22 protein-coding genes are annotated in these 26,126 nt (G+C 42.3%); 9 read left to right on the forward strand and 13 right to left on the reverse strand.

What is annotated here, in order from left to right; all coding sequences use genetic code 11:
• The first annotated feature begins 195 nt into the window (after positions 1-195).
• Positions 196-669, forward strand: coding sequence for a hypothetical protein (locus H6G86_RS19530; protein WP_190935685.1), 474 nt, complete (start codon positions 196-198; stop codon positions 667-669).
• Between the two features lie 289 nt (positions 670-958).
• On the opposite strand, the gene sds is transcribed toward H6G86_RS19530, so the two are convergent.
• Positions 959-1,930 carry a solanesyl diphosphate synthase gene (sds, locus tag H6G86_RS19535; RefSeq protein ID WP_190935686.1) on the reverse strand — a complete coding sequence of 324 codons (972 nt, stop codon included), beginning with the start codon at positions 1,928-1,930 and terminating at the stop codon, positions 959-961.
• A gap of 947 nt (positions 1,931-2,877) precedes the next feature.
• On the opposite strand from sds, the gene H6G86_RS19540 reads away from it, so the two are divergent.
• Positions 2,878-3,075: a hypothetical protein gene (locus tag H6G86_RS19540; RefSeq protein WP_190935687.1), complete on the forward strand. Its 198-nt coding sequence runs from the start codon at positions 2,878-2,880 to the stop codon at positions 3,073-3,075.
• A 689-nt stretch (positions 3,076-3,764) separates the two neighbouring features.
• Here H6G86_RS19540 and mreD read toward each other — a convergent pair.
• From mreD to H6G86_RS19555, 3 genes are all read right to left on the reverse strand, one after another.
• Entirely contained in the window at positions 3,765-4,382 is a 618-nt protein-coding gene (mreD, locus tag H6G86_RS19545) for a rod shape-determining protein MreD (RefSeq protein WP_190935688.1), read from the reverse strand.
• A gap of 26 nt (positions 4,383-4,408) precedes the next feature.
• Complete coding sequence (gene mreC, locus H6G86_RS19550) at positions 4,409-5,218, reverse strand: rod shape-determining protein MreC (protein WP_190935689.1); 810 nt, start codon at positions 5,216-5,218, stop codon at positions 4,409-4,411.
• A 99-nt stretch (positions 5,219-5,317) separates the two neighbouring features.
• Complete coding sequence (locus tag H6G86_RS19555) at positions 5,318-6,325, reverse strand: rod shape-determining protein (RefSeq protein WP_094330992.1); 1,008 nt, start codon at positions 6,323-6,325, stop codon at positions 5,318-5,320.
• 363 nt (positions 6,326-6,688) lie between these two features.
• On the opposite strand from H6G86_RS19555, the gene H6G86_RS19560 reads away from it, so the two are divergent.
• Positions 6,689-7,048, forward strand: coding sequence for a single-stranded DNA-binding protein (locus H6G86_RS19560; RefSeq protein WP_012408517.1), 360 nt, complete (start codon positions 6,689-6,691; stop codon positions 7,046-7,048).
• A gap of 98 nt (positions 7,049-7,146) precedes the next feature.
• Here H6G86_RS19560 and H6G86_RS19565 read toward each other — a convergent pair whose 3' ends face one another.
• Positions 7,147-7,887, reverse strand: coding sequence for an SIMPL domain-containing protein (locus H6G86_RS19565; RefSeq protein WP_190935690.1), 741 nt, complete (start codon positions 7,885-7,887; stop codon positions 7,147-7,149).
• 29 nt (positions 7,888-7,916) lie between these two features.
• Between H6G86_RS19565 and H6G86_RS19570 the strand changes: the two genes are divergently transcribed.
• The 5 genes from H6G86_RS19570 to murI all read left to right on the forward strand — a co-directional run bounded on the left by H6G86_RS19570 (position 7,917) and on the right by murI (position 15,468).
• The gene (locus H6G86_RS19570; RefSeq protein ID WP_190935691.1) at positions 7,917-8,117 is read left to right on the forward strand and encodes a hypothetical protein; all 201 of its coding nucleotides are present in this window, start codon (positions 7,917-7,919) and stop codon (positions 8,115-8,117) included.
• Positions 8,118-8,316: 199 nt separating this feature from the next.
• Positions 8,317-9,795: a cation:proton antiporter gene (locus H6G86_RS19575; protein WP_190935692.1), complete on the forward strand. Its 1,479-nt coding sequence runs from the start codon at positions 8,317-8,319 to the stop codon at positions 9,793-9,795.
• Positions 9,796-10,390: 595 nt separating this feature from the next.
• On the forward strand, positions 10,391-12,286 hold the full coding sequence (locus H6G86_RS19580) for an N-acetylmuramoyl-L-alanine amidase (protein ID WP_190935693.1): 1,896 nt from the start codon (positions 10,391-10,393) through the stop codon (positions 12,284-12,286).
• 316 nt (positions 12,287-12,602) lie between these two features.
• Entirely contained in the window at positions 12,603-14,495 is a 1,893-nt protein-coding gene (locus H6G86_RS19585; protein WP_190935694.1) for an N-acetylmuramoyl-L-alanine amidase, read from the forward strand.
• Positions 14,496-14,601: 106 nt separating this feature from the next.
• On the forward strand, positions 14,602-15,468 hold the full coding sequence (gene murI / locus H6G86_RS19590) for a glutamate racemase (RefSeq protein WP_190935695.1): 867 nt from the start codon (positions 14,602-14,604) through the stop codon (positions 15,466-15,468).
• A 185-nt stretch (positions 15,469-15,653) separates the two neighbouring features.
• Here the strand turns inward: murI and msrB are convergent, their stop codons facing one another.
• The 6 genes from msrB to H6G86_RS19620 form a co-directional block, all read right to left on the reverse strand.
• Positions 15,654-16,148: a peptide-methionine (R)-S-oxide reductase MsrB gene (gene msrB, locus H6G86_RS19595; protein WP_174711495.1), complete on the reverse strand. Its 495-nt coding sequence runs from the start codon at positions 16,146-16,148 to the stop codon at positions 15,654-15,656.
• 213 nt (positions 16,149-16,361) lie between these two features.
• Positions 16,362-16,895, reverse strand: coding sequence for an MgtC/SapB family protein (locus tag H6G86_RS19600; RefSeq protein WP_190935696.1), 534 nt, complete (start codon positions 16,893-16,895; stop codon positions 16,362-16,364).
• A 455-nt stretch (positions 16,896-17,350) separates the two neighbouring features.
• A complete protein-coding gene (locus H6G86_RS19605) occupies positions 17,351-18,652 on the reverse strand; it encodes a toprim domain-containing protein (protein ID WP_190935697.1) in 1,302 nt (433 codons plus the stop codon).
• Between the two features lie 73 nt (positions 18,653-18,725).
• Positions 18,726-19,955: a diaminopimelate decarboxylase family protein gene (locus tag H6G86_RS19610; RefSeq protein WP_190935698.1), complete on the reverse strand. Its 1,230-nt coding sequence runs from the start codon at positions 19,953-19,955 to the stop codon at positions 18,726-18,728.
• A 60-nt stretch (positions 19,956-20,015) separates the two neighbouring features.
• Complete coding sequence (locus H6G86_RS19615) at positions 20,016-21,854, reverse strand: asparagine synthetase B family protein (RefSeq protein ID WP_190935699.1); 1,839 nt, start codon at positions 21,852-21,854, stop codon at positions 20,016-20,018.
• A 5-nt stretch (positions 21,855-21,859) separates the two neighbouring features.
• Complete coding sequence (locus H6G86_RS19620) at positions 21,860-22,483, reverse strand: DUF3859 domain-containing protein (RefSeq protein ID WP_190935700.1); 624 nt, start codon at positions 22,481-22,483, stop codon at positions 21,860-21,862.
• Positions 22,484-22,666: 183 nt separating this feature from the next.
• On the opposite strand from H6G86_RS19620, the gene H6G86_RS19625 reads away from it, so the two are divergent.
• Entirely contained in the window at positions 22,667-23,698 is a 1,032-nt protein-coding gene (locus tag H6G86_RS19625) for a VOC family protein (RefSeq protein WP_190935701.1), read from the forward strand.
• A gap of 55 nt (positions 23,699-23,753) precedes the next feature.
• Here H6G86_RS19625 and H6G86_RS19630 read toward each other — a convergent pair whose 3' ends face one another.
• Positions 23,754-24,002: a DUF7219 family protein gene (locus H6G86_RS19630; RefSeq protein WP_190935702.1), complete on the reverse strand. Its 249-nt coding sequence runs from the start codon at positions 24,000-24,002 to the stop codon at positions 23,754-23,756.
• 262 nt (positions 24,003-24,264) lie between these two features.
• Positions 24,265-26,019: an asparagine synthetase B family protein gene (locus tag H6G86_RS19635; RefSeq protein ID WP_190935703.1), complete on the reverse strand. Its 1,755-nt coding sequence runs from the start codon at positions 26,017-26,019 to the stop codon at positions 24,265-24,267.
• Positions 26,020-26,126: the final 107 nt, after the last annotated feature.

Genomic DNA, 26,126 nt, shown 5'->3' on the forward strand with positions numbered 1-26,126 from the left:
TTTCAAAAGACCTTAAGTATTTAAATACAACCTGTACGACTGTGGGTATTGGCTTTTTTGGTTTTACGTATAAGCTAAACGCAGACCAATCCTACATTCAGGATATGGCTGATTTTATTATTCCCAACTTGGATGGGATTGTTCACACTTTGATAGATGTTATTGCCATTACCCAGGAGCCGTATACAAGTCATTATGGATTTAGAAGCACAAATTCAATTGCTGATTGACAATGCACCCCGCGATGGTATAACACCAAATCTGATTGCAGCAATTGCTCCTGCCCTTAGAGCGATCGCTCAAAAATTACGTCACTCCCAGTACTATATTCTCCAAAATTCGGAGGCAAGCTGGGTTGTAACTACCTTGAGCAATCGTGCTAATCCAGGATTGGAAAAGCGCGTTATTTACGCTTTCCCTACCATACAGGATGTCTCTCTAATTTCCCCTGCTGGGCTTGACCCTCAAATGCTAGCTAAAATTGTTCCTGTCACCCATATTTTGTTCCAATTGGTGGCATTGGAACCCGTAGATAGTATCCTTTTTTTGGAAACGCCGGGTAAGACCACTCATACCGTTGAAATTCGGCGAACTGATCTAGAGAAACTCATGCAACAAAGGTTGCGGCAGCAGCGATCGCCTAAACAGATACCCCCTGATATTGCATAGAAAAATTTGGGATGTGGGATTTTTTAGATACAATCCCACATCCCAAATTTTAAATCTCAAATTTGTTTGAAAAAGTTTTTGATCAAAAGAAATTAATGCCAATTACTACCCTTTTAGTTCTTTAAAGAACCAGGCATCGGCCTAATCTAAAATTGGTGAACAAACAGTTATCAGTGAACATTTTTCAAAATTTAACTGACAACTGAGCCAAATTTCCCCACCTAAGAACATCTGGTAGGTTTAACTTGGCATCAAAACCCCATTTTGTACCTAATAACTAATAACTGAGTTAATAGAGGCGACTCAGTGTGTACTCAGCTATGTTAATTAATGCCTGGTGAGATTCTGAGGGTGGGAGAACTGCAAGATGTTCAATTGCTAACTTAGCATGGTGAGCAGCTAACTCCCGCGCCTGGTGTATGCCTTGACTATCTTGAATTAATGCTAGTGCTTGCTCTAAATCTCCATCTTGAGCAAACTCTCGTTCAATTAGCACTTCCAAGGATGGTTTTTCCGCTAAAGCAAATAAAACGGGCGCAGTCAGATTACCACTTTTGAGATCAGACCCCACTGGTTTACCCAAGGTATCTGTCGTACTGGTGAAATCTAGAATGTCGTCAACGATTTGAAATGCTATACCAAAATGACGACCGTAGCTATACAGATGCTCAACAGTTTCCCGCGAGACTTCACTAAGTAACCCAGCAGCTTTAGAACTGTTGGCGATTAACGAAGCTGTTTTGTAATAACTCTTTTGAAGGTAAGTTTCAATAGAGATACCAGCATCAAAACGATTTAGTCCCTGCTGGATCTCCCCAGTAGCCAGATCCATAATGACTTCTGAGAGGAGTTTCACAACCTCCAAATTGTCCAAGTTTGCTAAATACCAGGACGATTGGGCAAAAAGAAAATCTCCTGCTAATATGGCAATGCGATTACCGAACAAACTATGAACGGTAGGAACGCCTCGCCGCACGTCTGATTCATCTACCACATCGTCATGTACCAAGCTTGCTGTGTGAATCATTTCTGTAATCTCAGCTAGGCGGCGATGACGCGGTGTAATATCTTGCTCTAACATTGTTGCCCGCGATATTAGCAGGACAATTGCTGGTCTGATACGCTTTCCCCCAGCTCCGAATAAATGTTCGGCTGCTGCAAACAAAATGGGGTGGCGATTTCCAACTAGCTGTTTTAGGTTATCTGCTAGTAGTCGCAGGTCTGCTTCCACAGGGGTAAACAGGGAGGTGGCTGGGGTCATGAATGGGCGGACTCTGACTTAGGTTACGAAAGTTTACATATCCTACACTCATTTTAAGATAACCCTGTGCCAGCGCAAAGTTTTCATAAGACAATCCCATTTTCATGAGTCTATCGGTGATAATTAAGGTTGCCAATACTTTTGTCAATAAGTAATTATGCTTAATTTTTGAGAGAATCATATCTTAAACTAACTTAAAACATGACTTCTCAGTACACGAAGACAAACACCAGTTGCAATTCTATTAAGTAGTTTTCAAGTACACGTTTACCGCTACAGATCAAAGCAAACTTTAAGCAATATTACTTATTGACAAAATGGATATAATTTAAATTGAGTTGCCAATGGATAAAACTAAATTTCTTCAGAACTGAAGTGTAGCTATTCAAAAAATTTGAAATTTAGCAGTGGAATGGGCTTCAAATTCAGGGTCGTTGTGTTACGCTAAAATATAGGAATTTTAAATTTTTAAGATGTTCACACCCCAAAGTAGTTCACTTACTAAGTGATTTTACTGGCTCGGTGATGTGAGTCTAAAATAATTAGTCGTAGCCTAGATTAAGGGAATAATCCCTTTGATTTTTCCTACGATATGCAAAACTCCTGGCTTGGAGCTATGCTATATCCCTATGGGAAGCCGCTACACGTCTTCAGCGCACGTTGAGCGCAAGCATTGCTCTTTTCACAGCAGTGTGAGTAAAAATAACGCAGATCAAGTAGACCGCTGAGAATCGTAGTTTTAGATTGCTAAACGGCAATCTAACTGCTGTGGATCTATGGTCTGCAAGAAGTCTCATTAGACAATAAATTCTTTGTCCGTAGAGAATTTTATCTCTATAGGTAATTTTACCATAGGAAGCTACAGCAATCAAGAATGTACTTGGTTGGCTGAGGTTCTACTAATTTTATGGAATTTTATATTCGTTTGAAAGGGTGCTAGTAGAACAATGATTTACGGAAGTATACCTATGATGATTTTTATTTTAGCGTCTGGATATTTGTTCACAGTCTACCTGTTATTGGCACTGGCAAAGCGAACAGGTACAAAGACTGTTCCTAAAAGTTTTCCTTCATCTGGCGAAGGAAAACACAAGCAGGAGATATCAGTAAGGGCAAAGGTGACTGAAGCTGTTAATAGTCAGTAGTGGGTAGTGAGAAGTTAAGAGTTATTAATTCAAAACTTTTAACTCTTAATACTGATTACATCTGAGGTTGCTTGCGAACAAGGGGATTTTGCCCCTTGCCTCACTAGCTTTATTCTGTAAAGTTTCACAAAGAATTGGTATAAACCTCGTCTAGCTCGAAACCTGTGGTTTTTCTGCCAAAAAATATAAAAAACATTAGAAATGCCCTTGGTCTAAATCGTTCTATTTGTTTGGGTCGTTTTTATCCTTTTTGTCCTTGGGATCTTTTTTAGGTTTTTTAACTTCTTTATTACTTTTTCTTTCCTTCGACATTAGCGTTCTCCAACTAGGTTATTCAGTGAAAGCTTCCATATTCTGCCGTCAGGAAATCAGGAGATGACTTAACCTGATATTCTTTAAGGCAAAAAGAAAGTATCAAACATAAATGCTACTAACTACAATGATACGGTGTTGTTTGATTTAATGTAGCTTGAATCCATATTGCCAGAGATTGCCCAAATTTCATCAAGATTCAGGTTACAGAGGAGAATTTTCTTTCCTGGCAATCATAACCTAAGTAAATCGGTTTAAATAATTAAAGATTTGCAAGATTTACGCAAATAATAGCCAAAACCACACGCGTAGGGGTAATATCATGAATTGCCTCTACTGCGTGTGGTTTTGCGTAAATTCTATTCTAACTCCCTTGACTATTGCTCCAACAATTTCATTCGTTGCCACCAACGATTGAGGGGATAATAGACCACAGGTGCCCACAGACTACTAAGAATGGCAGAGGCGAGGGCGACACGCTGGTAATATGTCCAAATATCTGTTACTTTGCGCTCATTTCCTGTCAAAGTTAATTGCAACCCAAAAATAGTTTCTGCCAAAACTGCCATCACAAAGACAATTACAGCAATCGAAATAAAGTCTTCTTCAATAAAACGCTGTTTCTGGAGTAGACCAGTTAAAATTCCCACAATTCCTAAACTGATGGCATGACTAGGGTTAGGTGCTGTCATAGAATCTTGAAGTAGTCCCAGAACTATACCTGCCAAGGCTCCGGCAAATACTGTGCGCTTCACACTCCAAGTTACCACCCAAATTAATAGCCAGTTAGGGCCAATTCCCAATAATTCCATACCTGGCAGGCGGGTTGGTAATAATAGTAAACATAACAGTACAGAACTAGCAGTCACTATCCAACTAAACAACTGCCGTACACCGGGATGCCAACGAGAAAGCGGCTGGATTCGGAATTTCGATTTTCGCTCTGACGATTTTGGCTTTTTCTGCCTGCTAATACCAAATGCAGGAATCTTCATTTTTCTATGGATTTTTAAGGGAGAATTTACTTAGAATTTTGCGGCAGTTGATTTGCCGACTTTTCGTTTTCCGGCTCTTGGTTTTCTGGCTTTGGATAAACTGCTACCCAATCAAGAGAGCGAATTGGCGGAAAAAGCTCAATTTTCGCTACTGATGCTGGAAGTTTCTTTAAATCCAGCGACTTAATTCGTCCTACTGCCAAGCCAGATGGAAATTTCTGACTATAGGTAGATGTGGAAACTAAATCTCCTATTTTGACATTTGGGACTTTTTCATAAAACTCCAGCACAGCTTCGGCAGAAGAATCTCCTCGCAAAACGCCTTTAGCTGCTGTGCGGCTAACTGATACACCAACTTGACTCTTGAGGTCACTGATTAACAACACGCGGCTAGTATTGGGAGTTACACTCTCCACCAACCCAACTAATCCGCCATCGGCCTTGACTACAAAGCCTTCCTGAATCCCTGCATTCGCGCCGCGATTCAGAGTAACTTGTTGCCACCACTGGTCAGCACTACGTCCTACTACCCTGGCTGGAATTGGCCGTGATGCCAGTGGCTCTTTTTCCACATAGCCTAATAAATCTTGTAGCTTTGTCTTTTGACTTTCCAAATCTACTATACGGGTTTGCAATTCTAATATCCGGGCATCTCTGATACGTTCTTCTGGAGTTGGCCCTGACTGCAACATCTCTAATGGACGGGTAAGTGCCTGGTATGTCTCAAGCACCAATTCACCTTGAGTCTGTCGCAATACCCAAGCACTACCAACTACTAGACCTAACAACCCGATTTGTAAGCCTTTACGATCCCACCAGCGCCGTATTGTAACCATATATACCTTTATCTACTTATACAATTAAGTCCTATTTGGATTCTATTTATATAGAACCCAAATAGAACTCAAATAGAACTCAAGTATGATATTTTTTTGCTACATATTGCGAGAGCTTTCGGTAACAACCCGTTCTAGCTGTTTGAAGTTTTCTAACACCCGACCTGTTCCCAGCACAACACAACAGAGAGGGTCGGCGGCAATGTGAGTCACAATCCCCGTTTCATGACTAATTAAGGTATCTATGCCTTTAAGCAAAGCACCACCCCCAGCTAACATAATCCCTCTGTCAATAATGTCTGCTGCTAGTTCTGGAGGTGTACGTTCCAGTGTCCGCTTCACAGCTTCTATAATTACTGATAGTGGTTCCAACATACTTTCACGGATTTCTGGGCCTTTGATGGTTACAGTTCGCGGTAGACCAGAAAGCAGGTGTAAGCCTCGGATTTCCATCATGGCATCATTATCATCATGGGTAGGATACGCAGAACCAAGCCGAATCTTGATGTCTTCAGCAGTCCGTTCACCAATGACTAAGTTATGAACTTTTTTAATATACTGAATGATTGAATCAGTTAGTTCATCCCCAGCAATGCGTACTGATTCGCTGATTACCGTGCCCTGAAGACTCAGCACTGCGACTTCTGTTGTACCACCACCAATATCGATAATCATGTTGCCAGTGGGTTCGGCAACAGGCAGTCCTGCACCAATGGCGGCAGCTACAGGTTCATCAATTAGATAAACTTTTCTTGCTCCTGCTTGGTGAGCCGCATCCATTACAGCTCGTCTTTCTACACCCGTGACCCCACTGGGAATACCAATGACAATTCGGGGTAAAATTAGAGATTTGCCTTCATTTACACGCTGAATAAAGCTTTTCAGCATTAGCTCGGCTATATCGAAATCAGCGATTACACCATCGCGCAAGGGGCGGAGGGCAATCACATTTCCAGGTGTGCGGCCGAGCATTTTTTTGGCTTCTTCTCCTACTGCTAGTGCTACCTTTTCGTTGACATCGATAGCAACTACAGAAGGCTCTTGCAGTACAATACCTTTCCCAGATACATAAACCAGGGTGTTAGCAGTACCGAGGTCGATACCCATATCCCATGATGTGCGAAAGTTCCTAAAAATACCCACGCTTCTCTAAGCCCCCTATGTGCGATACTTCTTGACTACAACGGTAAGAGTGGATTCGATTATCTTTGTATCCTGAGTTCAGCAAACTAAACTATATTTTTATATGATTCCCAGGAATATTTACTATGTCTCAGGCCCTTGTTTTTTGATATTCTCTGGTTTGCTTAGTATATCCGTATACTTTTATGTGTTTCTCCAAGTAGTTATGTATAATTTTTCAATTCCACTATATTGTTAACTGTTTAACACATTATTTTCAAGTGTTTCACAATTCGCTATGATGAAAGTCGGAATTAACAAGTACACCTGTACTGAAAGGTAAAACCTATGAGTATCAATATTGTCACCCTTGTTGGCCGTGTAGGCGGCGACCCAGATATAAAATATTTTGAGTCTGGTAGTGTTAAGTGTAGATTGACACTAGCGGTAAAAAGGCGATCACGCAACAGCGACGAACCTGACTGGTTCACTCTAGAATTATGGGATAAAACGGCTGAAGTAGCAGGTAATTATGTGCGTAAGGGCAGCTTAATTGGCATCAAAGGTTCCTTAAAGTTTGACACATGGAGCGATCGCCAAACAGGAGCAAACCGTTCTACACCGATTATTAGAGTAGACCAACTAGAATTATTAGGCTCTAAGCGCGATGGAGAGGGCGGTGGAGATATGTCTTCAGAACATTTTTAATTAATTGGGAATTGGGAATTGGGTATTGGGAATTGGGCATTGGGAATTGATTATTAGTCCTTTGCCCTCACAAATGACAAAGGACTAATGACAAATGACTAATAACTAATTTGTAACGTCACCGATGCTTCCACTTCCTGTTCACCACCAACGACAGGGGTGGAAGAATCAGCTACCTTGGCAGCCTCAGCCCGTAAAAACATGGGTGTTGGAGGCGCAGTGGCATTATTAACTTGAATGCTGACTATTTCTTTGGATTTGAAACCCAAAGCGCTGAAAACAGCATCAGCTTGCTGGCGGGCATCTTGGGTGGCTTCTTTTAATGCTTGTTTTTGAGCAGCTGCGATCGCTTCATCATTCGCAACAAAACTAATACCATTAATTTGTGTTGCACCCGCTTTCACTGCATCATCTAATAATGTACCAGCTTTCTCTGTGGGAATCCTAAAACTCACCGTGTTACTGGCAGCATAGCCTGTAATCCTCTGCACATTATTGGTGTAGCTGTAGACTGGATTCAAGCGGATACCAGTAGTTTGTAATTTTTCGACATTTTGGCTTTTGAGGAACGCAACTACAGCCGATGACTTCCGGGCTGCTTCTTGCTGTACCTCTTGTGCTGTTTTTCCCTGAATCTCCACTCCTAAGCTAACTTGCGCCAGGGTTGTCGGAATCGTTTCAACTCCGCGACCACTGACACTAAGGGTTCGCCACATTTTCTCCTTCTCTTGCGCCAATGCAGGTAGTACAAAAGTTGCACATACTAGCAGGGCTAAAGGCAGTATTTTCCACAAGTTTCCAGATGGAAACTGAGAACCGGGTAAAGCGGCTCTAGTCATAAGATTTGCACTCCTCAAAGTATCCACAGATGTTTTTAATAAGCGTATTTAGCAATCTTCTGGCGGCTGTTAAAAGTCAACAGTCACCACAAGTTTTTCACAACTTAAGTGCGATCGCTAGATACGATTTGTATGTTCTTACTTTGACACTGCGATCGTCAAAAGCTGAAATGGTTACATTTTTTGATACTAAAAAAATTACACCAACATTTTTAAAGATTTTGTCATGATGGTAAATTAATTCACCGACTTTGACTTACTGCAACTTTATAGACTGTTTGTAGTCAAGGCTTCCGAAGTTTTTTGATAGCGCTTGGTTAAGTAGACAAATGGCACAAATTAAGTTTTTGAACCTGCCAATAGCGTCTCCACAGATAGATGTTTTTCAGAAACACGTCAAAATCAAAGAGAAGGATTTTCACAGAACCCATGCATTTGTTAGATCCAATTAACTTCTCTTTTCCTCTGCTGGCTACTGCAACAGAAGCCGCAGACAGTTCAATGGTAGTAGCCGCAGTGCTACTAAGCTTAGTAGTCGTTTACCTCGCCAGCAAAGTTGGTGGAGAGTTATCAAACAAAGTGGGTTTGCCGCCCGTTTTAGGCGAACTAGTAGGTGGCGTGGTAGTTGGCATCTCTGTTTTCCACCTTTTAGTGTTTCCAGAAGGCAGCACAGACAGTTCTAACTCTTTGATCATGTCCTTCCTTCAAATCACTGCTGGTTTAAGTCCTGAAGCCACTCCAGCAGTGTTTGCAGCGCAGTCTGAGGTCATTTCTGTTTTGGCAGAGTTGGGTGTGATCATTCTGCTGTTTGAAATCGGTTTGGAGTCAAACTTAAAAGACTTAATGGCAGTTGGTATCCAAGCCACCGTTGTCGCAGTAGTGGGGGTAGTAGTACCATTTGCGGCTGGTACTGTCGGACTGATGACTTTATTTGGAATTGCTGCTATACCCGCGATTTTTGCGGGGGCGGCTTTGACTGCTACTAGTATTGGGATTACTTCCAAGGTGCTGTCAGAGTTGGGGCGGCTCAATTCTAAAGAAGGGCAGATTATTTTGGGTGCTGCTGTAATTGACGATGTTCTCGGAATCATCGTTTTGGCGGTAGTTGCCAGCCTAGCTAAAGATGGTGTGGTGGATGTCAGCAAAGTCATTTACTTGATTATCAGCGCCACTGGTTTTATTTTGGGAGCAATTCTACTGGGGAATGTTTTCAATAAATCCTTTGTAGCGATCGCTGATCAACTCAAAACACGCGGTGGACTGGTAATCCCAGCATTCATCTTCGCCTTTGCTATGGCATACCTTGCTGCCGTCATCCACTTAGAAGCGATTCTGGGAGCTTTTGCGGCGGGTTTAGTTCTAGAAGAGACAGAGAAGCGCAAAGAATTGCAAACGCAAGTTTGTCCCATTGCCGATATGTTAGTGCCAATTTTCTTTGTGACTGTTGGGGCAAAAACCGATTTGGGAGTATTAAACCCAGCAATTCCTGACAATCGAGAAGGTCTAATTATGGCAACTTTCCTGATTACAGTAGCCATTCTCGGTAAAGTTATCACAGGCTTAAGCGTGTTTGGTCAACCGGAAATCAACCGTTTAGCGATCGGTGTGGGGATGATTCCTAGAGGAGAAGTTGGATTAGTGTTTGCTGGTGTCGGCGCAGCCAGTGGCGCTCTCTCGAAACCACTAGGGGCGGCAATCATTATGATGGTTATCTTGACAACCTTTTTAGCTCCTCCTTTGTTACGATTTGTGTTTCCAGATCCAAAAACTGTGGATGCAGGCTCAAACCAACTGGTTTTAGATGGTTCTTCTGGAACCTCGTTGGTAATTGAACCACCTAAGTCGAAGGTGCCAGCATCAAATGACAGTGGCAATTTGGAAGTAACTCCAGATTCTGGCGATCGCTAATCAAAATCTTGGGTAAATTCTTACTGAGTTCTGAGTGATTTTCCCTCGGAACTCAGCACTCTAAATTCAGTAAAATCACCGTATTTTGAAGATTCTGTAATTATAAAGTGGAAACTTCTTTCTCCAAATTTCCGTCCCATCTGATTGTAGAATAATCGTCTGTTTATAATTTCTATCAGCATTCGGAATGTTATTTATTTCCAGTCTCCCTTGGTTTGTGAGCCATTATCGGAATATTTTTCAGGTAATTGGGGAGTAACACTCATAAATTTTGCTAGATCATCTGACAGTAATGGGAATTATCTACTTAGTGCATTGATGGCAAAAAATAAAAAACAGTTATCAGTGAACGGTTATCAGTTATTAGTTTTCTAGCTTCCTTGGGAGTCAGATTCCTCCACCTCCAAAGGTGGAAGATTTTATATTGGGATTTCAAGCAAATATTAAATCTAATAACCGATTTAAGCGTGTCTTTATACCAGTTTAAAAATTAAACAAGGCATCAAAGATCGAGTTTAGGTGGTGACGGTGTGATGACTTACCAATGAGTTGAGATATTGACGGCTCCCATGAACGTGAATTAGGAGAAAGAACTGTGAAATTACACTGGTTACTACCCAGCACTATTGGAACTATCTTCATGCTATCGTCGCCTGTAATGGCTGCGAGACTTGAATCTTGGCGCTTTGATGCCACTCAAAACAGGCTGGAAATTAATACTGTGGGAGCAGTTCAACCCCAGGCACAATTAATTTTCAACCCGACTCGGCTGGTAATTGATTTGCCAGGAACGACATTTGGCCGTCCGCAGCTAACCCAACAGGTGGGCGGTGGAATTCGCTCAATCAGGGTTGGGCAGTTTGATACAGAAACAACACGCATAGTTGTAGAACTGACACCTGGTTATACTTTAGACCCCAAACGCGTTCAATTTGTTGGTAGAACTGGCGATCGTTGGACGGTGCAATTACCTAGACCAGAAGTTGATCGAGTAGCCTCATTTCCCGCCTCACCTCCCAGAAGTGCTTACACTGTCGTTACCCCAGACTCTGAGCGGCAACCTAGTATTTCAAGGGTTGCCACTACTACACGCGGGGCGACGCAAATTGAGAGCTTGACAGTAACAGGCGATGGGTTGTTCCTCCGTACCAATGGTGGCAATCCGGGGATTAAGACAATTCGCAGCCGCGATCGCGCTAGTATCTTCATAGATGTTTCTGATGCATCTTTATCACCACGTCTGGCGCAACAGAATAATCAGCCTGTTAACAAACATGGTATTAGCCGCGTCGAATTCACCCAACTACAAAACCAAGCTCCTATTGTTCGTTTGACTTTGCGGGTAGATAAAAATAGTCCAGATTGGCAAGCCAGTAATAGTAACAGTGGTGGTTTGGTGGTTCTGCCTAGTCGCGTTGTCAGATTGCCTGGAAGTAGTAATTCGGACAATCAATCACAACCACCCTCCTTCCCTAGCAGATTATCTGCTGCTAACAACTCCCCAGCAACCATTGAGTCTGTGCAACTGGCTGATAATGGCAGACAGCTGCTGATTAGAGCCGACCAAACTTTATCTGCTACGGGAACCTGGGATAGATCATCCGGTGTGTTCCGCGTCACAATTAACAATGCCAAGTTAGCTCCCAGAGTTACAGGCCCTACCTTTGCCCCCAATAGCCCCATTCTTCGGGTACGTCTGCAACCCCAAGCAGCCAACACAGTAGTTGTTTTAGTTCAACCAGCACCTGGAGTACAACTCGATCAACCCCAGCAAATCGGCGACCAGCTTTTGGCTATACCAATACAAGGTTCTCGTCGAATTGTTTCCCTCCCCGGAAGACCGCCCTTTGCTTTACCTGGGCTACCACCACCAAACCGGGGGCCGTTCCCAGACCCAAACAATCCCAATCCCCAGCCCCAATTCCAACCACAGCGCCGAGTTCCCAATGGACGAGTGGTAGTCATTATTGACCCAGGACATGGCGGTAAAGACTCAGGAGCGCTTGGTATTGGAGGGGCACGTGAAAAGGATGTGATCTTGCCTATTGGTAAAAGACTGGCACAGATTTTGCAGCAAAATGGTGTACAAGTAGTTATGACAAGGGATTCTGACTATTTTGTTACTCTTCCGGGAAGAGTGCAATTAGCAGAGCGAGCTAATGCTGATGTGTTTGTGAGTATCCACGCTAACTCAGCAGGCGCGAGTCGTCCCGATGTTAATGGTTTGGAAGTCTATTATTACGACAGTGGTCTGGATCTCGCTCGCGTTGTCCGTAGTAGCATTCTCCAAAGTATTGGTACTCTCAAAGACAGGGGAGTCCGGCGAGCCAGATTTTATGTTCTCAGAAAAAGTTCTATGCCCTCCATTCTTGTGGAAACGGGTTATATGACTGGTCGAGAGGATATGGCTAGGCTGAGAACCTCAGCTTACCAAAATCAAATGGCAGAAGCGATCGCTCGTGGCGTTCTTCAGTATTTAAAGAGAAGATAAGTAATTTAGTCGAAATTATTGAGTAAATACATCTAATCTTTACCATGTTTATCCAATTTAGTAGTAAAACCAATTTAAGTATTATTGCGGCGGGACAAGAGTAGCATCTTTGTTATTGTCATCTGATGCTTTACAAGTCAAATTTATCTAGGCTAATGGATAGCATGGCAAAATCAGAGGAGCGTGCTATATTTTACGCCATTAGCTGTGTCTTAATAACAGCGTAATACTCAAGTGTGTGCGGTGATGGTGTGAGGATTTGCCAATATATTGAAATTTTGACGGCTCCCATGAATGTGAATCAGGAGAAAAGACTGTGAAATTACGCTGGTTACTATCCAGTACTATTGGAACTATCTTCATGCTATCGTCGCCCGCAATGGCTGCGAAACTTGAATCTTGGCGTTTTGATGTTAATCAAAACAAGCTGGAAATAAATACTCTAGGGAATGTTCAACCCCAAGCACAATTAATTTTTAACCCCACTCGTTTGGTAATTGATTTACCAGGAACGACATTTGGCCGTCCGCAGCTAACCCAACAGGTGGGCGGTGCAATTCGCGCTATCCGTGTTGGGCAGTTTGACGAACAAACAACACGCATAGTCGTTGAACTGACTCCTGGTTATACTTTAGACCCCAAGGGTGTACAATTTGTTGGTAGAACTGGTGATCGCTGGATGGTGCAATTACCCACGCCAGTAGCCGAAAATGTTCCCTCAAGAAATACTGGTGGGCAACAACAAGCTATAGCAACACAACCTTCACCGAGAACATCTCCATCTGTATTCTCACCAAGAGATATTTACAACGTGGTGAGAACAAGCCCTATTAATCCACCTAAAAACGGAATGCTTGCCGCCAGGGTAACTCAAATTGAGAACTTACAAGTTACAGGCGATGGGTTTTTCATCCGTACCAATGGTGGTAATCCTCAGATTCAGGTAAATCGTAGCAACGATCAAAGAGAAATTAACATCGACATTGCCAGCGCTACTTTATCACCAAGTCTAGAGCAACGCGATTTGCCGATTAATCGTTATGGTGTCAGCCGTATTCAGTTCAGCCAACTACAAACAAGCCCATCTGCTGTTCGCATGACTTTACAGGTGGATGAAAATAGTCAAAATTGGCGAGCAACTAATAGTAACAGTAGTGGTTTTGTGCTTCTGCCCAGTCGTGGCATTGCCCAGTTCCCTGGAGGTAATAGTAATAGTCCACGCTCCATACCATCTAGTACAGCGACTATTGAGTCTGTGCAACTGGCTAATAATGGCACACAACTACTGATTAGAGCAGATCAAGCTTTATCTGCAACAGGAGGCTGGGATAGAACCTCTGGTTTGTACCGCATTACCATCAACAATGCTCGGTTAGCTCCCAAAGTTACAGGCCCGACTTTTAATTCTAATAGCCCTATCCTGCGAGTCCGCCTGCAACCCCAAGAATCTAATACAGTCAACGTCTTGGTTCAGCCAGCAGCCGGAGTGCAAATTGGTGAACTTAACCAAGTTGGCGACCAGCTTTTGGCTCTAGAATTACAACGTTCTGGTAGCATTACACAGCAGCCTATTGATTTACCTCCTTTATCGCCAAACCAAGGTCAATTCCCCAACCCCATAGATAATCCCCGTCCTATATCTCAACCAAAGCCGCGCCCCTCAGTTCCGAGAGGGAAATTACTAGTTGTGATTGACCCAGGACATGGTGGAAAAGACTCAGGCGCTCCTGGTCTAGGTGGGCTTTTAGAAAAGGATGTAATTCTGCCTATTGGTAAAAGGGTAGCTGCAATTTTAGAGCAACATGGTGTACAAGCAGTACTAACGCGTGATGCTGACTTTTTCGTAGAACTTCAGGGACGGGTAGAAATTGCCGAGCGAGTTAATGCAACTGCTTTTGTCAGTATTCACGCTAATTCTGTTGATAATCGCCCTGATGTCAATGGGTTAGAAGTATATTATTACGATAGTGGTTATGCTTTGGCGGAAGTAGTTCGCAATACCATTCTGCAAAACATCGATACAATCAAAAACCGAGGAACCCGCAAAGCCAGATTCTACGTTCTCAGGAAAAGCTCTATGCCCTCGATTTTAGTAGAAACAGGTTATATGACTGGTCGAGAAGACAATCCCAGATTGGCATCACGAGAGTATCAAAATCAGATGGCAGAAGCGATCGCTCGTGGCATCCTAAAATACTTACAGAGGTAAAAGGTGATATTTAGAATTCTTTGGCGTGCAGAATTTAGTGGTCAATTAGCCGATTGTCTGTTAAATTCTGTATTTTAAATCCCAAAACCTAAATTAATATCAGCCTGTGTATTCATCTTCGATCATTGAAGCGAATCTAGACGATTTTTCTGCTCAAGAACCCCAACGTGCCCCAATTGGCATCTTTGACAGTGGTGTGGGTGGATTGACAGTACTGCGACAAATATATCGGCAACTCCCCAATGAATCAATTGTTTACTTTGGGGATACAGCCCGACTTCCTTATGGAATTCGTTCACAAGCAGAAATTTTACAATTTACGCGCGAAATTCTTACCTGGCTACAACAGCAGCAGGTAAAAATGGTAATTATGGCTTGCAACACCAGTTCTGCCCTAGCCCTAGAAACCGTTCGTCAAGAATTCAATATACCCATTTTGGGAGTAATTCTACCGGGTGCAAAAGCTGCGGTGCAGCAAGGAAAGCGGATTGGTGTAATTGCCACTCCAGCTACGGCGAAAAGTAATGCTTATAAGCACGCCATCCTCGAAATTGCTCCTGATGTTCAAGTCTGGCAAGTTGGATGTCCAGAGTTTGTGCCACTCATTGAGCAAAACCGGATTCACGACCCTTACACTGCTGAAGTGGCACGAGCCTACTTAGAGCCTTTACTAGAGCAAGAAATTGACACCTTAGTTCATGGCTGTACCCATTATCCCCACCTTACACCAGTATTGCGATCGCTCCTCCCCTCTCAAGTCAAGCTAGTTGACCCAGCTGTTCATGTCGTGGCAGCTTGTGCCCAAGAGTTAGACTTGCTAGGCTTAAAAAATACTCACCTCCCACTACCAACTCGTTTCGCCGTTAGCGGGTGTCCACAACAATTTGCTCAGTCAGGAGTGCAGTGGCTAGGCTATACCCCGATGGTTGAAGAGGTTTGCTTCACTGATAGCGCTATTTCCCAACTTCATTGAAGGAGGCAGGGAGCAGGGGGCAGGGGGCAGGGGGCAGGGGGCAGGGGGAAGAGAGAAGGAAGACAAGGGAGAGGGGGGAGACAAAGAAGAGACTTGTTTAATAATTTTCCCTTATTCTTCTTGTCCTCCTTGTCCTCCTTGTCCCTCTGCTGCCTATTTGTATCAACCTTAAAGTGAAACGTAAATTAGGCGGGAGTAAATTTCAGCGAAACACCGTTCATACAGTAGCGCTTGCCTGTGGGTGCAGGGCCGTCATCAAAAACATGACCCAGATGACCACCACAACGACTACAATGTACTTCAGTTCTAGTCATAAACAACGACTTATCTACAGTAGTAGCGATCGCACCTTCAATCGGGTTAAAAAAGCTGGGCCAGCCAGTACCACTGTTAAATTTGGTATCAGAGGTAAACAATGGCAGTTCACACGCGGCACAATAATAAGTACCCTTGTCGTACTCCTTATCTAATGCGCTGGTGTGAGGGCGTTCAGTCCCGTGTTTACGCAATACATTAAACTGTTCTGGCGTTAAAATAGTGCGCCACTCTTCTTCTGGTTTGGTAATTTCAAATCCACTATTAGAAGTTGTCATCGCTTTTGCCCCCCAGTTGATATACCTTGATAACAATGCTGTGCCGACTATTACCGCACTAGCTTGTAAAAAATACCGTTTGTCCATATATCTATTATTTTCTATTTTCCGGTTAACTGGCCAATCAACTCCAGTACGGAATTCCCTACTTAATCACTATAATCAGCGATCGCTCTGAATTAGCGCTGATAAAGTGATTAAAATTAGCTAAGAAACCAAAAATTATTCTGCAATCAAACACTGTAAGGAATCGGAATCAAGTTGACTTGATTTTGAATACACCTGGATGTGTAGCGACGGTCAATCATCATCTTCATCAGAGGTGTTTGTTAGCTCCTGAGCAGTCCCCTGTTTACCCTGATTCGTCAAAAATACAAATGCGCGATTGAGCCGCTTTACCCCACTGAGGGTGATTAGAGTCAGTAGCCCTCCTAATAATCCCATTTGCCACAGACCACAACCAATCGCAGCCCCCAACCCGGCCGCAGTCCAGACACAGGCGGCTGTAGTTAAACCTTTTACTTTTGGTGTCGCAGATTTTCTAGGAGACTCTTGTAAAATCAATCCGGCTCCGAGAAATCCTATCCCGGTAGCTACACCCTGAATGGTGCGACTCAGTGCATTGGTGGCTGCATAGGGACTATCACCTTCAGCCTGCAAAGGAATCATTACGAATAGTGCTGCTCCCATACTCACAAGCATAAATGTTCTCATCCCTGCTGGTCTACCCCCTTGTTGACGGTTAAATCCAATCAGGCAACCAACCAGAAGCGCCAAAGACAATCTAAACGCTATATGTGGCCAATCGTTGGCAGTAATAAACATCGGCCCCATTACCTTTTTCCTCCTAGAGACAGAATGGAATTTTGCGCCTATTGCCAGTGAGCTAGATGGCTACCCACGTTTGTAGCTGAAAACCCAAGTACAGTAAATCAATGGATTTGGCGTACATTAAGGTTAATTTAACAGAAGGTTAGGAATAAGTAAACTAATATACACAAAACTGTCATTGCTGTATAAAATTTTCCTGCAAAAGCGAATGCTCTCTCAATACTTTTCAGATAAATCCAATAATCTCTCTTTTGGTCTGGGGAAAGGTTAAAGGGCAATGGGGAAAGGGAAATTCAAATCCTTTCTCTTTCCACTTTTCCCCAAAATCCGAAAAGTATTGAATGCTCTCTAGCAGGAATTCGACCTTCTATTATGAGCAATGGACTTCCAGTCTGAGGGGAATTTTGTATATTAAATGTGATGTCTGCAACGGGCTATGCCTAGGCATTCTGTCTAGATCAACCAAAACTTTGAACAACATACATATCATTACCAGTATCCCCTACTAAAAGCAAGTTACTGTCATCACTTTCTAGATTTCGACTACCAGCAATACCCTTTTGCAGAACTTTAATCAGTCTTTGGGGAGTGAAAGATTCTAATTCCACAAACTTTCCAGATTCTAACCATGCTAATTCTTCAGCAGACAAACTTTGACGAACTTCTTGAGGTAATTGTTTAGCTGCTTGCGCCGAATCTGGAGAAGATTGAATGAACATTCCGCGTTTAGTGGCGATAATTTGACTTGGCGTTAATCCGATATCAATAATTGCAATCTCGTTATTGAGAAACCAACTAGCATTGCTTCTCAAATTATGAACTAAACCAATTCCTCGTGGATTGCAATCATGAACTGCATATACTTTTAAATCGGGATTACGGCGTAGCATTTGCATTGTGGTGTCAAAAATGCTTTGTGGATATCCAGTAATGCTGAGAATTGCACAGTTATTTTCAAAGTGAAAATTATTAGCAATTAATAGTTGAGCAATATTAGCACTATCACAAACAACTAATCTATCGAAACTGTAAGCAGTCACATCAGGATTAACCGTAGCTGGTGTATTTTCCTCACGCGGAAAAGGTAGGATTTTAAGAATTGAACCATTGATTTTCTGCCATCGGCTTAACCAACCTTGAAAATCATTTTGAGAAAATAAAAACTCCTGTGCAAATTTAGTTTGTCTGATCTGTCGAGTTCCCCAGTATATTGATAGCATCCCTAAAATTACGGCGATGACAAATAGACTAAACGAGTTATATATAATTAAGCTGGCATAAATTCCCACAGCAATAATCATACCTCCTATTATTTGGAAACATCGAGCATATTTTTGGCGAGAGTTAATGTTTGTTTTGTTTGATATAAATTTTTTATATAAATATAATAAAAAGCATATATTGAATAGAATTGATGCTATTAACCAAGAGTTAGCACCAAACACCAACGAAGCAAATCCACCTATAAACCCTGGCACCCAAATATTAAAAAATAAATATATAAACAACAAACCAAATATTGAAATAGACTTGACTTTTACCCGACTATCTAATAAGTAAAAAAGCTGCTTGGGAGTGAAAAACAAGGTATTATTTGCAGAAATATCAGCGATCGCCTTTGCAAAAAAAGGGTCAGTAATCTTAACACTACTCATACTGGTCGGTTCAAAAGCAAAGGTGTGATTGCATTTTATACACCGACCTTGATTAGCTGTCCGGTCTTTTAGTTTATTGTCAGTTCCGCAGTTAATGCACTTCATAATGGTTGCTCAATGTTATTTATTAATTGTTAGCCAATACCTTTAGGTGAGGCTTGATCCCCCCTAACCCCCCTTAAAAAAGGGGGGAATTATCAAGAATCTGATTTGTTAGTAAAACACTGTAGTCTTCCCGCTTGCGAATTAAGCGATGTGTGCCATTTTCTAGCAAGACTTCAGCCGGTTTTGGGCGGTGTAAAAAGTGAGACGACATAGCATAACCATAAGCACCGACATCTAAAATGGCAACGATATCATCAATTTCTAACGCTGGGAGTTGGCAATTTTTACTTAGATAATCTCGCGAATAAGTAGTGTTACCACAAATATCAGTTGTGAATGGATTGTCTGCTTGCTTCCAGGTGACGATTTCTCGGTAGCCACCGTGTACTGATGGTACTGAAAGATTGGCAACTGTAGTATCAACTCCGACAATCTGTTTTTCTCCTTGCCATTTCACAGAAACAACTTGAGCAAGCAAAGTTGCACATCCTGCGATCGCACTTCGTCCCGGTTCAATCACCAAATCAATTTTCCGCCCTAAATGAGTAATTCTCTCGCTTAACTCAGCGCCAAATATTTCCCAGTCAAAGGCTGTTTTGTTGTGGTGATATGGATAGCCAAAGCCACCACCAAAATCTAAATATTCCCAATCTGGTAACAGTTGTGCTGTGGCCATTACTGCATCAATCACTTGGGTAAATGCTTCTGTGGCATTGGTTCCAGTCCCTCGATAAAAGTGTAAACCACTCAGCTTTAATCCAACTTCACGAGTTAAAGCGATCGCATCACCAAATTCTTCAGGACGCACACCAATGCGGCTATCTCCGGTAATTTCGGGCAAATTGAGGCGTAAACCCAGCCGAATAGATTTCTCTCTGTGTTTGGGCAAAACTTTGCAGCACAACTGCAATTGAGCGAGGCTATCGAGATTGAGAGTTGTAACTCCCCAATTTAAGACTTGTAGCATCTCAGCCCGATTCAAATTGCTACCACTGTAAACAATCTCACTAGGATCGAAACCAGCTTGCAATCCTAAATAAATATCTCCTGGGGTATTAGCGTGAAGTCCCCATCCAAAGGAGCGAAAAATTTTTAACAAGGCAATATTGCCATTAGTAACACTGGCAAACCGAAATTGCGTGCGAGGATAACTGACTGCTTTTGTAATCCGCTCAATAGTTTCACGCAAGCGATCGCCATTATAAACATAAAGCGGAGAACCATAGTTATTCAGTAACTCCTGAGCAAGTTCTTTAGAGAATGGGGGATTAAGGCGATTTTGAGTTAAATTATTTGATACCATTTACCAAGAATACTGTTACAGTAAACTACGAATTACGTTAGCGTAGCGGGGCGTAGCCCATTACGAATTACGAATTATTTTGTAATTTCTCCATAGCCATCGATGTAACCAAAAAGGATGATCCAAGGACTGTTTACCTAGTTCTTCATTTAAGACGTGCGATCGCCAAAGTTGCCACATAATAAGTAACCAGAGAGTTTCACCAATCCGTCGACCTTGAATAGCTGCTCCTAGTTTGCCTTCAACGATTTGGGCCGCAATATGCGGATAAAAATGGTTGTTGGCGCGAAGTGTTTCTGGATTGAGCCAGATGCCTAGTTGATGCCAAAAATCATTTAAACACCAAGAAGTTAAGGGAACCCCCATCCCACGCTTTTGTCGCCAGACAATTTCAGGCGGAAGCCAACTTTCTACAGCCCGCTTGAGGATATATTTTTCACAGGCTCCTTGCAAACAGAGTTCTCCAGATAGGCGGAATGTCCATTCTGCTAAAGGTAAATCACAAAAAGGCGATCGCACCCACAACCCATGAGCAAACCCCAATGCAGTCGCACGGGGATGGATATTTTGTGCCCCTTTGAGCATCAAACTAGCACGGCGGAGGCGATGCAGCAAAGATGGACACTCATCACGATTAAGAGCCGCCAATAGCCAATCTTCAGGATGCAAATTTTGGATCTGTGCATAAACCTCCGGCTGATAAACTTGAGATTCGTATCCCCCAAGACGGTGAAAGGTGCGGAGATATTGCTGGATAAAAGTTTCCTGTCCGGTGGGATTTTCTGCCTGATAAACACCTGCGGCAATTAAAGGTTTGTTCGTCCAACCGGCAAACAATTGATCTCCACCTTCGCCGTTAAAAATTACCTGAGTTTCTTGACTCGCCCTTTGAGATAAGAGATACAACGGAACACACACGCCATCTCCAAAGGGTAAATCTAATGCTTGCACAGTGGGAATTAGGGCATTCTTGATGGAACTTGGGGTTACTGCAACTTTAATAAGCGGAATTTTGAGAAACTGGGCAACTTGTTCAGAGTATGGATATTCTGAAATGCCTACATCACCAAAATCTAGAGTGTAGGCGCGGACTTTCACCCCTGCTTGCACCAACAGCGCCGCCACCACTGAAGAATCGAGTCCGCCAGAGAGAAATACCGCAACAGGTTCATCCTTTAAATCGACAATCTGTCGTTCAATGGAATCTTTAAGGAGGGTTTGCAATTCGGTAATTGCTGTAGCTTCATCTGTTAACTGGATTGGGGCTTCCCGCCACGAGTAGATGTGCTTAGATTTAGGTGTTTGTAGCTTACCTAATTGAGAATCACTCTGCCAAACTAATTCAGTTCCCGCCGTCAGTGCAAACATTTCCTTAACAGGGGTTAAGGGTGTGGGAACGTAAGAAAAACAGCTATAGCCATATAACCCAGAAATGCTAACTTCTGACTGTTGCAAAATCGGTAAGAGTAGTTGCAGTTGTGATGCAAACCAGATAACTTGTCCTTGCTGAGTCCAATATAAGGGCATCTTTCCGAAAGGTTCTCTACCCAAAATTAGGCAGTTATTTTCTTGGAGAACCCAAGCATCGGGTGAAGTTAATAATCCTGATGCCGAAATAGCAGCAATTTGATTTTTTAGAGGTGGACAATTTCCATCAATTCCTATATGAACAACATTCCAAATAGGAAAAGGATAATTTTCTTGTAGAGAGAAATTATTTTTCTGACCTAACCCCCTAACCCCCTTCCCTGCAAGGGAAAGGGGAAAGTTCAAAGCCTCTCCTCTACAAGGGGAGAGGTTTGGAGAGAGGTTTTCTAAAACGCTATTTAACAGCGCCTCCAACTCATGTTGAGTGCCATAACCCCAATAGCCAAGAAAGTGATGCGGGATGTTGCCCATCTAGACTATTTCACTTCAAAGGTTTCATCACTAATCTGCCGACCTTCCAGCAACATCTGCACCTTCCAATTGCCTACAGTTGCAGCCGGATTAATCGTGTAGCGGCACTGCGTATCCCAGACAGACGTATTAATTTCGCGGGTTTGATAACTGTTCTGCTTGACAATTTGACCACTTGGGTCAATCCAATTACAGGAGAGAGCCAGCTTTTTACCCAAAGGTGCATCTTTTAAAGTGACATGGTAAAAAATTTCTGGATTGGTTTGGCGGTAAATTGTCTTCAAATCACCGCCAGTATTTGATACCAAGGTGATGCGGTCTTGTTGAGCTGAAACACGAGAGAGTAGAGAATTCTGTCGCTGGATGAAAAATATTGTAGATGCACTCATTATGACTAAGAATGCCACAACTCCAGAGGTAATCCATCGATTGCGGCGTTGCTGTACCTCCAGCGCTTGGCGGCGATTTAACTGAATCAGCGCTTCATCTAGTAACTCAGGCGGTAAATTCAACTCCTGTAAAATTTCTCTAACCTGCTGTTGGTCTAGTTCCGCTTCTCGACGCACTTGCAGACCTTCTACTTCTGTGACTATTTGTGCTAATTGCTCTTGAGTCAGTCGCTGCGTCATCGCTTAACTCCTGTTAAAAAAAACTTGATGGCGATTCTTGATTACGTGCAATCAGAAGAACTCTATACCCGATTTTCAAAGTACATCATAAGCTACAACCTAAAGTTGTTGCTTTTCGGATTCTTTGTGAGATATCTTTCCGAAAGCTTTATTTATTTGACCAATCTAAAATCCAAAATTGTTATGGCTCAAGAACAACAAACCGCAATCGAAGGTATCTATGAAGTCTGTATCGGCATTCCAGAGCCAATTTCTGCAATTCAGTATTGGGAGCAATTTGGCTATCGTATTGGTCAAGTGGGTGAATTAACCGCAGATGTAGCCTATCAATTATATGGAGTAAATTCGTCTTTACGCTCAATTCGCCTTTACCACCAAAATTCAGATCATGGTTTGATTCGGTTGATGGTTTGGCAAAACCCCACCCATGAAGGTTTGGGAATAGCATCGATGAAAATTAAGGGAAATCGCTGGGCGACAAGCTTAACGACCGATGTGTTAAGTATCTTAAATCATATAGAGGATGCAAAAGCCGCAGGTTTTCCTATTAGGCACTCTCATCCTTATTGGGAAGTCATCTATAACAAAGAGAGGAAAAGCCGTCCTTTTATTGAGTCAGCAGTTGGTGTACGAGAAATGCTGCTACTTCAACCGTTAGCTCGACAAGTTTTATTTCAACGCTTTGGCTATACATTACCGCATTATGGACAAGTTAATCATAATGCTGCTCTCAAGGCTAGTCAGTTTACTCATATAGGAATCATCTCTCAAGATGACAGCAAAGAAACCCTCAAGTTTTACGAAGAAGTTTTAGGTTTACTGCGTGTGCGTGATGATGTCGAAACTAGCTATGAATCTTCGCCAGCAGGTCGAGATATTTTTGACCTTAACCCTGGTGAAAAGTTTATTGTTACTGCTTTTGATGATCCGCGTTCTTCTAAGTCTGACCTGATGGCTGCACGCAGTGGTAGACTTTATATTGTTCGATTCCCAGAATCTATTAATTTAGAATCGCGCTTTGAGGCAGCCCAACCAGGTAGCTTGGGTATGTCTTTATACACCTATCGAGTTAAGGGAATACAGGAGTATTGCGATCGCATTAAAGCAAGTATTGTACAAAAAGTTACAGATATTATTAGTAATGAGTTTGGCGAGACGAGTTTCTCTTTCATTGCGCCAGATGGCTACTTCTGGACTTTGCTGGAAGCTAATTAAGGGGGCATAGGGCATTGCTAGTTATTGCCCATGCCCTATGCCCAAAAACTAGCTTTCATTTATTTACGCCAATAGACAGTTCCTTTTTGCTATGTTTCAACTGTTTCCAAAGCGCCCTAATTTGCTCGTAAGCTTCTTCTGGAGATAGTTTTCCGCCTGTTTCTAGACAAGAGATGTAAGTAATTCTTTGGGCAAATTCTTGGAGGTTGGCATTAAATGCTAAAGTCTCTGGCTGGAATTTACCATAATATCGGCTACGAGGGTAAAGAAAGCTATTTTTATCTTGCGAGTTAGGCTGTGTCATTAATTTGTTCTCTGTAATTTTTATTAGAACTCTAGATTTTATTTTTATCTACGTGTAAATACACAGCAGAAAATTACCATTCCAGAATGAAGTTAATATTGTAGTTAAAAAAATATTTTATTGACTAGTACAGTACGGTAGAAATCTGCTGGCAATATTAAGCTTTTTAGTGCTTATTGATACAAAAACTCAAGTTTTTACTACAAACTTATTTACTTTCCAAAGTTGGCTGTAGTTATCGTGTATTCATTTTTTGTTTTTACTACCGCGCTTTTTGATTCACCTGTAACCAAATTTCTAAACTTGCAAGCAACCAAAGCTTTACTCCATAACGACTCCAAGTATCTCCTTGATAGTTTAACCAATTACGAATAGGTAACTGGTTCAAGTAAGGCGTGATAGCTGCATTCCGATTTAGTAATAAATCTTTGGCTTCTTGCTGCCAATATTTCCGAAATCCTAACTGCACAGGCACCATCATGCCGCTTTTGGGACGATGAATAATTGCCTCTGGTAAGATATCTGCGATAGCTTGCTTTAAAACTGCTTTTTCTTCCACTCCAGAAAGCTTATACTCTGGAGGAATTTCCATGCTTAAATCTATCACTCGTTGGTCAAACAGAGGAGAACGACCGTGCAAAAGGGCTGCTTGAGTCAAGTTACTGACTTTCGTCAGAATTTGGTCAGCACCTTTGAATTTGATGTTCATTGCCATCAAACGATTCAGATAGCTGGCTTGGGAATATAAATCTTCTTCAAAAACCCAAGGTGCTGTTTGTACCTCTGTCAAAACCTCTGGTTTTAAAAGTTGCGGTAAGTCAACAGCGCACTTTTGAAAGGAAATTAAATAAGCTTGCAATGCATCCTGATTAGTGACAGAGCCATATAAACTATTGATGAGCATTGGCTGATTTTTTGGCCCACCAAAACAGGGGTCGCCACCTTCGCCATTTAAAACTACCTCTACGCTTTCTCTCGCCAGTCGTCCTAGCAATAGGTTGGGAACAGTCAGTGGGTCGCCAATGGGGTCATCTAAATATGCCATTGTTGACCGTAGGCGTGACCACATATCCTTAAAAGTAATTTCTAAAATGTGGTGCTGCGTCTGACAATGGGATGCAACGAGACTGGAAAATTCTAACTCATTGGGACATTCGGAACCGAAATGAATCGAGAAGGTGTGAACTGGTGCTTTGTGGAATTTCGCTGCTAAAGCAGTGATACAGCTAGAGTCCAAACCACCGGAAAGAAAAACGCCGACGGGTTCGTTTGCTGGGGGTAAATATTCTTGAACAACTTGGTCTAGGAGTTCTCGCAAGCGATCGCCATGCCATGCTAAGGGTTGATCTACTGCTACAATCTGTTCTTGAAGCTGCCAATAAGCTTCAACTTTGTGGTCGGGAAATTCTAAAACAGTTCCAGGTCGTAGTTCGCGCACCTGTTCCCAAAGCGTTCTTTCTCCTGGAACAAAGGCACAACAAAGGTAATCTCGCAACGCTACCAAATCTAATTCGGATGAACGGTGAGGTGATAAAGTTCTCAGTTGAGGCGCAATCCAACGAACCGAACCAGTGGTAGTGTAATAGAGAGTCCGAACACCAATGCGATCGCGAACCAACTTCAATACTTGTCTTTCTCTATCCCAAACCACTAGCGCAAACATCCCCACAAGTTGGTGAAGACTTTCATTACCCCATCGTTCCCAAAGATTGGCAACTACTTGCAGATAACTTCCTTGAAAGCTATCCGGTTCAATCCCTAACTTTTGCAGTAACTGCACTTGGTTCGTTAACCAAACATCACCAACAACAACAAATCGTCCTCCAGAACTGATTGCTAATTTCTCCGTCAGAAACCCAGAAGTTGTACGTGGTAAAACTACAGAAAATTTTTCATCTCGCCAAGCTATATTTTCATAACTTTCATCAACTGTTCCCCAAGCTACGCGCCAGGTTGGGGCAGTCTTAATGAATTCGATTTTAGGAGATTTACGATTTTTAAACGCATCAAATAGCATGGTAAATTTTCAACGCATAATCAGTAATTTTAGGACATTTCACAAACCTCTCTTTTTTTAGGAGAGAGGCTTGTAATTCTCCGCTTCACTTAAACCAAAAACAATTT

Source organism: Nostoc sp. FACHB-133 (assembly GCF_014698055.1).
Classification (GTDB): Bacteria; Cyanobacteriota; Cyanobacteriia; order Cyanobacteriales; family Nostocaceae; genus Nostoc.

Excerpts from the sequence above, each read along its gene's own strand:
- H6G86_RS19530 (WP_190935685.1), top strand. The coding sequence starts at position 196 with ATGGATTTAGAAGCACAAATTCAATTGCTGATTGACAATGCACCCCGC.
- sds (WP_190935686.1), bottom strand. The coding sequence starts at position 1,930 with ATGACCCCAGCCACCTCCCTGTTTACCCCTGTGGAAGCAGACCTGCGA.
- H6G86_RS19540 (WP_190935687.1), top strand. The coding sequence starts at position 2,878 with ATGATTTACGGAAGTATACCTATGATGATTTTTATTTTAGCGTCTGGA.
- mreD (WP_190935688.1), bottom strand. The coding sequence starts at position 4,382 with ATGAAGATTCCTGCATTTGGTATTAGCAGGCAGAAAAAGCCAAAATCG.
- mreC (WP_190935689.1), bottom strand. The coding sequence starts at position 5,218 with ATGGTTACAATACGGCGCTGGTGGGATCGTAAAGGCTTACAAATCGGG.
- H6G86_RS19555 (WP_094330992.1), bottom strand. The coding sequence starts at position 6,325 with ATGGGTATCGACCTCGGTACTGCTAACACCCTGGTTTATGTATCTGGG.
- H6G86_RS19560 (WP_012408517.1), top strand. The coding sequence starts at position 6,689 with ATGAGTATCAATATTGTCACCCTTGTTGGCCGTGTAGGCGGCGACCCA.
- H6G86_RS19565 (WP_190935690.1), bottom strand. The coding sequence starts at position 7,887 with ATGACTAGAGCCGCTTTACCCGGTTCTCAGTTTCCATCTGGAAACTTG.
- H6G86_RS19570 (WP_190935691.1), top strand. The coding sequence starts at position 7,917 with ATGTTTTTAATAAGCGTATTTAGCAATCTTCTGGCGGCTGTTAAAAGT.
- H6G86_RS19575 (WP_190935692.1), top strand. The coding sequence starts at position 8,317 with ATGCATTTGTTAGATCCAATTAACTTCTCTTTTCCTCTGCTGGCTACT.
- msrB (WP_174711495.1), bottom strand. The coding sequence starts at position 16,148 with ATGGACAAACGGTATTTTTTACAAGCTAGTGCGGTAATAGTCGGCACA.
- H6G86_RS19600 (WP_190935696.1), bottom strand. The coding sequence starts at position 16,895 with ATGGGGCCGATGTTTATTACTGCCAACGATTGGCCACATATAGCGTTT.
- H6G86_RS19605 (WP_190935697.1), bottom strand. The coding sequence starts at position 18,652 with ATGAAGTGCATTAACTGCGGAACTGACAATAAACTAAAAGACCGGACA.
- H6G86_RS19610 (WP_190935698.1), bottom strand. The coding sequence starts at position 19,955 with ATGGTATCAAATAATTTAACTCAAAATCGCCTTAATCCCCCATTCTCT.
- H6G86_RS19615 (WP_190935699.1), bottom strand. The coding sequence starts at position 21,854 with ATGGGCAACATCCCGCATCACTTTCTTGGCTATTGGGGTTATGGCACT.
- H6G86_RS19620 (WP_190935700.1), bottom strand. The coding sequence starts at position 22,483 with ATGACGCAGCGACTGACTCAAGAGCAATTAGCACAAATAGTCACAGAA.
- H6G86_RS19625 (WP_190935701.1), top strand. The coding sequence starts at position 22,667 with ATGGCTCAAGAACAACAAACCGCAATCGAAGGTATCTATGAAGTCTGT.
- H6G86_RS19630 (WP_190935702.1), bottom strand. The coding sequence starts at position 24,002 with ATGACACAGCCTAACTCGCAAGATAAAAATAGCTTTCTTTACCCTCGT.
- H6G86_RS19635 (WP_190935703.1), bottom strand. The coding sequence starts at position 26,019 with ATGCTATTTGATGCGTTTAAAAATCGTAAATCTCCTAAAATCGAATTC.